This window comes from Dyadobacter sp. HNCC25DJ185, assembly GCF_056895195.1.
In genome coordinates this window covers 26081-37498 of record NZ_JBXHAR010000012.1, presented here as the reverse complement: position 1 = coordinate 37498, position 11418 = coordinate 26081, and the positions used below count along the sequence as shown (strand labels likewise).

Annotated in this window: 8 protein-coding genes; 3 read left to right on the top strand and 5 right to left on the bottom strand. The window is 49.8% G+C overall.

Annotated features, from left to right (window positions below; genetic code table 11):
- Positions 1 to 39 precede the first annotated feature (39 nt).
- Positions 40 to 276: a hypothetical protein gene (locus AC1XUF_RS27890; RefSeq protein WP_483345154.1), complete on the top strand. Its 237-nt coding sequence runs from the start codon at positions 40 to 42 to the stop codon at positions 274 to 276.
- Positions 277 to 300: 24 nt separating this feature from the next.
- Here the strand turns inward: AC1XUF_RS27890 and AC1XUF_RS27885 are convergent, their stop codons facing one another.
- From AC1XUF_RS27885 to AC1XUF_RS27870, 4 genes are all read right to left on the bottom strand, one after another.
- Positions 301 to 1758 (bottom strand): glycoside hydrolase family 30 protein, encoded by a 1458-nt coding sequence (locus AC1XUF_RS27885; protein WP_483345153.1) that lies wholly within the window; start codon positions 1756 to 1758, stop codon positions 301 to 303.
- Positions 1759 to 1835: 77 nt separating this feature from the next.
- A complete protein-coding gene (locus AC1XUF_RS27880; protein ID WP_483345152.1) occupies positions 1836 to 3302 on the bottom strand; it encodes a RagB/SusD family nutrient uptake outer membrane protein in 1467 nt (488 codons plus the stop codon).
- A 12-nt stretch (positions 3303 to 3314) separates the two neighbouring features.
- Entirely contained in the window at positions 3315 to 6281 is a 2967-nt protein-coding gene (locus AC1XUF_RS27875; RefSeq protein ID WP_483345151.1) for a SusC/RagA family TonB-linked outer membrane protein, read from the bottom strand.
- A gap of 330 nt (positions 6282 to 6611) precedes the next feature.
- Positions 6612 to 8567: a 7TM diverse intracellular signaling domain-containing protein gene (locus AC1XUF_RS27870; protein ID WP_483345150.1), complete on the bottom strand. Its 1956-nt coding sequence runs from the start codon at positions 8565 to 8567 to the stop codon at positions 6612 to 6614.
- A 195-nt stretch (positions 8568 to 8762) separates the two neighbouring features.
- Between AC1XUF_RS27870 and AC1XUF_RS27865 the strand changes: the two genes are divergently transcribed.
- Positions 8763 to 9431, top strand: a complete 669-nt coding sequence (locus tag AC1XUF_RS27865; RefSeq protein ID WP_483345149.1) for a Type 1 glutamine amidotransferase-like domain-containing protein — start codon at positions 8763 to 8765, stop codon at positions 9429 to 9431.
- A 155-nt stretch (positions 9432 to 9586) separates the two neighbouring features.
- On the opposite strand, the gene AC1XUF_RS27860 is transcribed toward AC1XUF_RS27865, so the two are convergent.
- Positions 9587 to 10147, bottom strand: coding sequence for a dihydrofolate reductase family protein (locus tag AC1XUF_RS27860; protein ID WP_483345148.1), 561 nt, complete (start codon positions 10145 to 10147; stop codon positions 9587 to 9589).
- A gap of 194 nt (positions 10148 to 10341) precedes the next feature.
- On the opposite strand from AC1XUF_RS27860, the gene AC1XUF_RS27855 reads away from it, so the two are divergent.
- On the top strand, positions 10342 to 11361 hold the full coding sequence (locus AC1XUF_RS27855; RefSeq protein ID WP_483345147.1) for an SDR family NAD(P)-dependent oxidoreductase: 1020 nt from the start codon (positions 10342 to 10344) through the stop codon (positions 11359 to 11361).
- Positions 11362 to 11418 lie beyond the last annotated feature (57 nt).

Here is an 11418-nt window from a genome sequence, read left to right as displayed (position 1 = left end):
GATTTCGATAATTTAATGGAGGTTTAAAGACAATGGTTCATGGAATCCAGTATCGATCAAAAGAGGCGGGAATTGTTTGAAATTCACAAAGCTAAGCTGGGCACAGATGCTCCGCTGATGCGCAGGCCGGTTGTTGCCACGGTGGCTAATAAGAACATCCGAAACAAAAAAGTCCGTGTCACGCCCAGGGTTAAATTTTTCGTGATCCTGGCGGCGGTTGCGGTTGTAATTGCAATGTCAATTTTCTTTGCCAGGGAAGCAGGGTTGCTGAGCTAGGCGCATTCCAGTATTTTAAATTCCTTATTTCCAAACCAGTGTTACAACAGCATTGGGATCGATTGTGTAACTGAACTGGTCTTCACCAGCAGCGACAGTGAATTTCTTGCTGTCGGAACCCTGGTTCAATACCACCAGCACTCTGGATCCGTCGGTGTTGAGGAATGCAACGTGCTCTAGTTGGGTCAAGGCGGCGAGTTTATCCGACTGCACGCGGAATGCGCCGGGCCTTACAAATTTGGACAGATGCGCAATCGTGTAGTACTCCACATTTTTAGTGATACTGCCATTGGAACCAATGGTTACCACGCCCCGGCAGTTGTCGCAGCCCTTGTTCTTCGGGCCATCGTTTTCGTCCAGTGCGATGTTCCACAAAAGTGCGTTCTTAGACCAATTGTTGGCAGTGCCGATAAAGATGTTGGACGTGTTCCATTTAAGGTTATCGGAGAAGTTGGTCGCCCAGCGCCCGCCCGATATTTCGGTAAAATAGAGGCCTTTGTCGGGGAATTTGTCGTGGACCTGGCCCATAGCGGAAACCTGGCCGCCATAGGCGTGAAATGCGGACCCTGCAACATATTTGCTGGTCGCCGGATCATTCAAAATCGACATAGGATACCCAGGTCTGTCCCAGTTGTGGTCGTATAGCAGGATCTTCGTTTTGATTGTATTTGCCTGGAAAAGCGGGCCGAGATGATTTTTAATGAAATTTCCCTGGGCGGTCGAATCCATGCCCATGGACGGATAAGCAGCTTCATGCAAAGGCTCATTCTGTACAGAAACCGCATCAATGCTGATCCCTTCATCCCTGAACGCATGCAGGTATTTCAGGAAATAATTGGCATAAGTGCCATACCATTCCGGCTTGAGGCTTCCTCCGGCCAGTTTTCCGCTCGTCTTCATCCATGCCGGAGCCGACCACGGTGTAGCCATGATCCTGATCGCCGGCTGCAGGGCGAGGGCGGATTTCAAAACGGGTATCAGGTCTGTCTGGTCTTTTGCAATGGAGAATTTACTTAAAGTCGGGTCTGTTTGCCCTGCTGGCAGGTCGTCGTAAGTGAAATCTTCCAAAGAGAAATCCGAAGCGCCCATCGTAATGCGCAAATAACTGATGCCGATCCCGGTTTGCGGATCGAACAGGTCTTTGAGCAAGGCTGTGCGTTGCGAAGCGTCGAGTTTCTGATTGATCAGGTAGGCCGACGAGCCCGTTAGGGCGGCTCCGAAGCCCTCCATTTCCTGCAGTTTGGCCGAAAAATCGATGCTGATCAGGTTTGCAAAAGGCGAAACGGTACCGGTTTTTACAATGGGGAGTGCAAGCTCGTTTTGAAACAATTTGCTCTGTGTACCGGTGGTGACCCAAACGGCTACCTTACCGCCCGACGTGGTATCTTCCGGCCGAGGTGTATCTACGGCCGCCGACTTGCCCGAGCAGCTGCTTAGTGAGGCTGTCAGGCCTATGGCCACCGTTATCACGAATTTTCTCATATCACTAGGTAAAAAAGAATGCCCTTGCCGGCCGGGGCTTTTCATCTCCCGGCCTGGCAGGGCATGAGGTGACTGGTTCAGTATCCTTCGTTCTGTGTCAAATTGGCGTTTTTATCGATCTCGCCCTGCGGGATCGGCCATAGCAACCTGTTGGCGGTCACATTGTATTTCAGGCTGGCGCCAGAGCCGTCTTTTACAGCTTCCATCACGGGGATTGCCCGGTCGGTCCGTTTCAGGTCATACCAGCGCTGGCCTTCGAATGCGAGCTCCAGCCGACGCTCTTTTTCGATCGCCAGCCGCATTGCCGCCTGGTCGGCCGCTGGCGTTGCCGTCAGTTTGGCGCGTTCCCGGACCTGATTTACCAAAGTGCGCGCACCGGCCAGGTCGCTGGTTTCATTCAAAGCTTCCGCTTTCAAGAGGAGGACATCAGCCAGACGGTACATGATGATGTTCTGGGAGGCGTCTGTGTTTCGCATTTTATAGGCGAACGGGAATTTCGTCAGCGACCAGTACTTGTCTGACCATTTGCCGGTTACGTCGGCTGTAAAAATGGTAGATGCCTTACGTACAGCATCTTTTTCATCATCGTATGCCTTCAACAAATCGTTGGAAGGCGTATTGAATTTCTTCCAGTCCGTGCCATAGAACATAGACGATCCCCAGTTTCCTCCGGTAGACCAATCCTCGAAATTCAACTCAAAAATGGACTCGGCGCTGTTTTCATGCTTACCATCCCAAAGGTCTTCGAAGTTAGGCACTAATGTGTAGCCAAGCGCGATCACTTTATCTGCATTTGTTTTCACCTTATCCCATTCTTTTCGGGTTGCATAAACCTTGGTCAGCAGGGTATAAACGGCCCCCGGGGTAACAGTCATCTTGTCCGGTCCCGACTTGGGGACTGTGATGGCAGCCTCGTCCAGGTCTTTGATGATTTGCATGTAAACGTCTTCTGCCTTGCTTCTTGCCGGATACAGCTTACCATAAATTTCCTCCACATTGGAGGAGGTAATGGTCGGCAGCTCATCCACCACGAGCGGAATGTCGCCGTAAATACGCACCAGATCGAAGTAGGCCCGGGCGCGTATGAACTTTGCCTCGCCTACGATCTGCGCTTTGCGGTCTGCCGACAGCGATGCATCCGTGACTTTGGGTACATTGGCGATAATAGAATTCGCGCTTGCCACGTGGTTGTACAGATATTGCCAATCCCGCGCGGCCACGGCATTGGTCGAAAGTATCCTGAATTCATCCACTTCAAACCATGCGGCGTTGTCTGCTCCGGCATAAGCGTTGTCGGACTGGCCGTCGCCCAGGATAAAATAATCCATCACGTAATATTCCGCCGAAGCACTCTTGAAAATGGAATAACTGCCAGCCAGGGCCGCTTCGGCGCTCGCAGCATCTTTAATGGACGAGCCCGCCGTCCCCGTGCCGCTTTCGCCGACGACGGTCTGAGAAATGGGTTGCAGATCAAGTTGGTCCTGGCACGCCGACACCATCAGCGATGTTCCCAGCACAAGTGTTATATAATTAACTTTTTTCATATCATTTCTGGATTAAAAAGAGACATTAAGACCTGCCACAAATGCGCGGGACACCGGGTAAGTGCCGTAGTCGATTCCCAGGGTTGCACCACTCGATGTGAACGCATTGACCTCAGGATCAAATCCTTTGTATTTTGTAATGGTAAACAGGTTTTGCGCAGTGAGGTAAATGGAAGCCCTGCTCAGCTTGATCTTGCTGGCGAAATCCTTGCTCAGTGCATAGGAGATCGTTGCGCTTTTCATCCTCAGGAAAGAGGCATTTTCGACAAACCGCGACGAAATCAGCGAGTTGTTGACATTGCCGTCGGTTGCCCTGGGGATGTCGGTGATATCACCCGCCTTCTGCCAGCGTCTCAATACCTCGGTCGACTGGTTCTTGCTGTCGTACATCCCTTCCGTTTCCAGCCTTGAAGCATTAAATGCCTTGTTCCCCTGCGAACCCTGGAAAAGGAAAGAAAGGCTGAAATGCTTGTAAGTGAGGTTGTTGTTCATCCCATAGGTAAACTTCGGCTGCGCAGAACCCAGCACCGTACGGTCGGAAGGCGAGAAAGTGCCGTCGCCATTTACGTCCTTGTAGATCATGTCGCCGGTCTCGGGATTGACGCCTTCGGCTATGTACCCATAAAAAGTGCCCAGTGAAGCGCCTTCCTGCAAAATGATGATCTGGTCGCTCCTGCCTTCGACTTCCGCATAGCGATAGATCTTGCTCAACTGCAATTCGGTGATTTTGTTCCGGTTGAATGCAATGTTGAAATCGGTCGTCCATTGAAAATCGGATTTATCGAGATTGATGGTGGACAAAACAAATTCGAGGCCCTTGTTTTCCAGCTTTCCGGAGTTTCTCGGCATGTAAGTGTAGCCGCTCGTGTTGGGCAGCGGTACATTTAGAAGCAGGTCGTTCGTCTTTTTCAAATAGGCATCCGCTGTGAACGTCACCCGGCCCTGCAGCATGCTCAGGTCGATACCAATGTTGGTTTGTGTGGTCGTTTCCCATTTCAGGTCGGGATTGGGCGCGTAGGTCGGGGCAGTAACTGCCGGGCCGGAGGGTGGGGTAGTGGGGGTACGGCGGGTGTAGCTGTTCAGCCCATAGGAAGCATAATTGGCCAGACCTTCCTGGTTCCCATTCTGGCCCCATCCGCCACGCAGTTTCAGATCATTGATAAACTTCACGTCTTGCATAAACGGCTCCGCGGAAATACGCCATCCGGCCGATACCGATGGGAAGAAACCCCATTGATTGCCTTTGGCAAGCTTAGAGGATCCGTCGGCGCGAAAATTGGCAGTAACCAGGTATTTGCTGTCAAAATTATACATCACACGCCCCAGGTAAGAATTCAGGAACCACTCCGATTGTTCCGTATATGCCTCCGTGATTTCATTGGCGGCATTCATTGTTTTCACGACGCCGTCGGCGGGAAAGTCGCGTCCCGCCATGTAGGAATTGTTCCAGTTGTTTTTCTGGACTGTGGTACCTGCCAGCACCGAAAATTCCTGCTTATCCCACTTCTTCTCGTAGTTGAGCGTATTTTCCCAGAGATATGTGAAAGAGTTGCTCCGGGTTGCATTGCCTAATCCATGCGTACTTCCGTTGCTTCCCCAGCCTTCGGTAGTCCGGAAAGGATCAAGATAGTAATCGTTGGAATGGTTCATGAAATCGATCCCGAAATTGGAACGTGTCACCAGCCCTTTGGCGAGCGTAAGGTCACCGGCTATATTGCCGAAAATCCTGTTATCCTTTGCTGCCTGTGTAGGTCCGTACATTGCGGCCAGTGGGTTATCCCAACCGGCTTTGAGCGGGTTCGTGGAGAAAATAGTGCCTCTTAACGGGTCCTGTGTGTAAATACCCATGGTAGGCGGAGCGCCCAGCGCGCCCAGTACAACCGCATTGCGGCCTGCATTGTTGTTGTCCTTTACGTCCCTGATTTTCGCATTGGCATAGCTGACATTGGTTGTCAGCTTGAACCAGCTTTTGATCTGGTTATCGAGGTTTACACGGAAGGAATACCGCTTGTAGCTGGCAGGCTGGATAATGCCTTTGTCCTGTGTGATGGCACCGGAAACGAAATACCTGCTTTTATCGGTACCGCCAGAGAAGTTGAGCTGGTAATTTTGGTTATGTCCGGTTTTGAAGACTTCTTTGTTCCAGTCGGTAGTCTGGCTGCCGACGGTCACATTGTTGCCCATTTCATTCATCAGGTCGGCATACTGCTGCGGATTAAGCACATTGATCTTCTTGGCTATATTTGAAAATCCATAGTATGCCGCAAAATTTACCTGCGACTGATTGGCCTTACCCCTTTTGGTGGTTACGATTACAACCCCATTGGAAGCTCTTGCGCCATAAATAGCGGCTGAGGATGCATCTTTCAGCACCTGGATACTTTCGATATCATTTACGTTCAGGTCGCGGGTATCCATTGTCGGGACGCCGTCGACCACGTACAGGGGCTCGTTCCCGGCCTGTACCGAAGTGGCACCACGTACACGGATCGACAGGGCACTTCCTGGTTTTCCCGACGGCTGCGTCACCTGCACGCCTGCCGCTTTTCCCTGCAATGCCTGGGCCGCCTGCAGGATTGGCCGCTCTTCGATATCCTTGGTGTCTACCGACGCGATCGCCGTCGTCACATCACCGCGCTTTTGTGTACCATAACCGATCACAACTACTTCCTGCAGATTCTTAAGGTCCGACGCCAGTGTCACATCGATTTGCGTGCGATTGCCCACCGTAACTTCCTGTGTTCCGTAGCCGATGAATGAAATGACCAGCACGGAGCCGGTATTGGGGACACTGATTGAGTAATTTCCGTCTACATCTGTTACCGTACCTGATTGCGTTCCCTTCACCAGAACGCTTGCCCCCGGCAATGTCTGATTTTGCTGATCTCTGATCACCCCTTTCACGACAAGGTCCTGGGCGTTTGCCAGGCCTACCATCGTGAAAATCATGGCAATGAACATCGTAATTCTCTTTCCCATAGGATGTTAATGAATTTTGGTAATTAATCTGATAATTTCTTGGATAATTCCATGTGGCAAATTTAGGTATACTTTGGGATATTTAGTAATAAATTTTACATGTAAACATCTGTAATATAGATACTTACATTCATGTTGATACGGTTTAGCCCCGAAGATAAAACAGGGCGATCACCCTGATTTACAAGTGATGCCGCGAAGTTCGGTAGGGATAAAAAACGAAGGGATGATACGCCTGCAAACCGGCCTTTTTTGCACAAAAAATTTTTTGCGGCAGTGATATTATCGTTAAAAAAGTGGTGTTGCTAAAGGATTATGGCGGGATGTTTGTCAGGCGGTTTCCAGCGATTGGTCCAGGACCAGCAAACTCCACCCTTCGCCTGATTTGGAAGATGCGATTTCCTTGCGCCGGTCTTGCATTACTTTTTTGATCCTGCTCGCATAAGCCCAGCAGGTGCCTTGCCGGATAGACAGGATTTCCGAGAGCTTATGAGAGGAAATTTTGCCCTTGGTAGTGTACATCAGAAAGACCATATAAAATGCCTTATTGATGGGAATTCGGGTATTTTGAAAAATCGTGTGGGCGATCACCGACTCGTCGTAATCGCATTTGCCGCATCTCCGGCTATAAGGCGAATGCCCGTGAAAGTAATGATCATGGCCGCATTTGCGGCATTCGAAATGATCCGCAGCCGTGTCGTTCCCCCATTTCATTCCGGCCAGGAACCTGAAACAGCTTTCATTATCCGGGTAAATCTTGCTGAATTCTTCGAAACCGACTTCCGCGGACATTACCCTGGCCTGCGTCACCTTCACCACATTGGTGTGCAGTACCTCATTATCCCTTTCGAGCAACAGGTTCATTTGCAGGATTTCCTCTTTTTGTTGCTGCAAAAGTTCGTTTACCTGCGTCAATTCCTGGTTTTGGGCTTCGATGATCGCCGATTTCTCCAATACCTCCTTCGTCCGTTCTTCCACCTGGGCTTCCAGCCTGACATTCAGAGAATCCTTCAACTTTTCATTCAGCCTCATCTGATGGATGATTTGCTTTTGAGCCCTATCTTTTTTTGTTTTCAGGACCCGTACTTTGTCGCCAATCGCGAAAGAGAGGAAAATCATTTCGAGTACAAAACAGATGCTCAGGCTATAATACGTGACGACACCAAAATTCAGGCCTTCAACATGTAGCATCAGTAACAACTTGTGTATGAAACCGATGGAGAGAAATGTGTAACCCAGGACGAAAAAGCGGGCCGGGTGGTAACCTTTCCGGTAAATGTAGATGCCTGTGTAAAATGCCACAGCAAGCGGGACGAGCTCTACGAATTTGTAACTGAACCAGTCGGTATTGAAGAAAAGGCAGGTGGCGAAAAAGAGCGTCCTCAACGCCATGATCCAGACAATGAGGCGATCCAGCAGGGGCGCTTTTTTATGCGTGTAAAGTAATGTTCTCGTGAATTGCAATGCAAAAATGCTGACCCCGTATAGCGCGATGCCGTAGGCGTACTGATTCCATTCCGGCGCGTTTGGCCATAGATACTGATAGGCAACACCGTCGATGCACATTTCAAAAAGGCCCACGCAGAGATTGTAAAGAACGTAGTACAAGTATTGCACCTGACGTACTGCCAGGTACATCATTAGGTTGTAGAAGCTGAAAACCAGTACCATACCATAAAATATGCCGAAGATGAAGTACTCATCCAGCGCATATTGAATGAAGCGGTTCACCGATCTCAGCACAATGATCGCATCAGCCGTCTGATGCGATTTTACCCGGAAGTAATAGGTTCCTTCAAACGAGGTGTTGTTTGGGATATTAAGCTCAAAATTTTTGTGCGCATATTCCCTGTCACGAAAAGGCAGCTGATCGCCCATACGCCGCTCAGTGTACCCGCCGCGCCCATCCGGCAAAAAGGCCGTGATATGATCAATGGTCTGATCGAAAAATTCCAGGACCCAGTTTTTGTGGCTTTCCGGATTATGCCGGACCCTGATCCTGAACCAATAGGTAGATCTCAGGTTATAATTTTGTGGCGTGTTCGTGCTACTATTCACAAAATGCCTGCTCAGAGCTGGCGACAATACCTCTTTGAGGGTATAAGCGCCTGATGTGTCTTCCAGATATTGTATCTCATCACCTGTGAAAATGTGCTGGTCGCGGGAATCGGTTATCTGCAACGTCCGCTGGGAAAATACATGCCCGGAGCAGCTGATCAAAAATAAGGCGGTTATCAGGACCAGTTTGATATAACCCGAAGCCGGAAAGCGAAGAAAGTAAGTCATATTAGCTCCATGTGTGCTTCTCTAACGATTTACCGTCTCTTTTTCTGATCAGGTGTTTGGAGAAACATGGTAAGGAATTCCGAGTAAGCGCAATACGCGATCAGCAGAACGCTTTGCGGAAGATGCCGGTTTGCCGCAAAATATGAATGGCTACCGATGACGATATCAGTTACTGATTTGTATTTTTGAAGCTCTATGAAACTTCTTCTCACGTCCGCCGGCATCAGCAACATGCGTATACGCAAGGCATTGGTTGAGCTCCTGGGCAAGCCGATTGGCGAGGCTAGTGCCCTGTTCGTTCCCACAGCCATATATGCCCTGCCCGGTGGGGGTGACATTGCGAGAAGGGTAATATGCGGATCATTAGGCGATCCCTTTTGCGAATTGGGGTGGAAATCGCTGGGGCTGCTGGAACTCACTGCATTGTCCAGTATCAAGCAGGAACTTTGGGTTCCTATGCTTCGGAAGACGGACGCCCTGCTGGTTGGGGGTGGCGACTGCCAGTACCTGTGTTACTGGATGCAAAAGTCCGGCCTGGCAGATCTCCTGCCGTCGCTGCTACATAAGATGGTGTACGTGGGCCTCAGTGCAGGGAGCATGATCATGACCCGCTTCGGAACGACCTACGGCGGTCATACACTGCCGGTGGAAAGCGACAAATCGCTGGGATTGGTTGATTTTGCACTTCATCCGCATTTGGATCATGAATCCTTTCCCGGGAATTCCCTTGACAATCTGGAAAAGTTAGCCGCCACCCTGCCGTTCCCTTCCTATGCGATTGACGATCAGACCGCCATTAAAGTGACCAACGGTGTAATCGAAGTGGTGTCCGAGGGACGCTGGAAACTGTTTGGGGCTGCATGATTGTTCCGGCGCATCACTTCCTGAGAGGATGCCTCTGATAGATCAGCAAAAACGGAATTGGGCCGTTTACAAGAAGCCGCATCTGCGCAAATCGATACATTGTTTGCAAACGAAATGCATCCAAGCGACTGAGTATCGCCTGCACCAATTGTAAGCTACCGCGTGTTTACTTCGTACCATAATTCTACCAGGCCATTTTTGTAGGCGGTCACATCTTTTAGGTGCAGTGCCTGTTCCATTCCTATCTGGTCAAAAAACAATGTGCCTTCACCCAGAATAATGGGCAAAACGGTAACCCTGATGTCGTCTGCTAATTTCATGCGGATCAAATCTTTGGCAAGGACTGCCCCGCCTACCACCCACACGTTCCGGTAGGCGGGCTTTAAACGTTCGTTCACAAGGTCAGTCAGGTCGCCGGAATAAAATCCGACGTTCTGCCTTTCGTTGGGCAGGTTTCGGCTGGTTACTACAATGGTCGGTTTGTCACCATAAGCCCACCCATAATTTTTCGATAATTCCAGGGCAAGTTCGTATGTCCGCGACCCCATTACGTAGCAGTCTATTGTTTTCAGAAATGCTTCCGGGTCCTGTCCGGAAACGCCTTTCTCATAGTTACTGGATGCCTCGAACCATGAAATGCTATTGTCTTTTTTGGCAATGATGCCGTCAAGACTTGATACCATATGTATCGTTAGCCGGAAGTCGTCAGAAGTCATTGGATTGTTGTCCGTTTAAAAATCAGCGAGTAATGTACACCTGCATAAAAGTTAGGGGAAATTCTTTTACGCTCAAAACCTTTGGCTCATGGGGAGATCTAAATGTGGCCTTCTGGGCAAAGTAAAATTAGCCCGGAAAACAAAGTTGTACGCGGAAATGCCTGCTACTTTTGTTTCAATAGAACAACAGGAATATGGGAAAAAACAATGATCAGGGTGCGTTGCAAAAGCCGGTCGGATCGGGATTCGACGCGTCATCCACCTCAACGGAAGTTATCCAGGGAATTGATCTGACGGGAAAAGTTGCCATCGTAACCGGCGGTTATGCCGGGATCGGCCTGGAGACAGTAAAATCATTTGTAGCTGCCGGGGCCACAGTGATCGTTCCCGCCCGGGATATCGAAAAGGCAAAAAGAAATCTTAAAAACATTACCCATGTGGAAATTGAGGCAATGGACTTGATGCAACCGGCTTCCATTGATGCATTCGCCGAAAAATTTTTGTCGTCAGGCAGACCGCTGCATTTGCTGATCAACAATGCGGGCATCATGTGGGTACCGCTCAACAGGGACGGGCGGGGTTGTGAATCGCATTTTTCGACCAATCACCTCGGGCATTTTCAGCTCACTGCAAGACTTTGGGAGGCATTGAAAAAGGCGGGCAAAGCCAGAGTTGTGAATGTATCTTCCTGGGGGCATCATTTCTCTCCCGTCCATTTTGACGACCCGAATTTTGAACATCGCGAATACGAGACCTTAACAGCTTACGGACAATCCAAAACGGCCAATATCCTTTTCGCCCTGGAATTAGATAGGCGAGGGCAGGAATTTGGCGTGAGATCGTATTCGCTTCACCCTGGTGCCATCGTAGAGACCGACTTAGGCAGGCTGCTTTCTGCCGAAGATTTGCAAAAACTCGGCGTTTACGATCCGGACGGAAAAGTGATACACGATCCGCCGACAGGCAGAAAATCCATTCAGCAAGGTGCTTCCACGACAGTTTGGTGCGCCACAAGCCCGCAGTTGAATGAGTTGGGCGGCGTTTATTGCGAAAACGCGGACGTAGCAGAGATAGACCTGACCAACATCGACCCGCGTAAACGTGTGCATGGCGTAACCAGAATTTTCGGCGTCATGCCCTATGCATTGGATCAAGAAAGCGCAGCGAAACTCTGGACGTTGAGCGAAGCGCTGACGGGCGTAAGTTTTTTGTAAACGACGGTTCCAAAACGACATTTTTCACCTTTTAGCCATTTTACATTTTAACCTTTT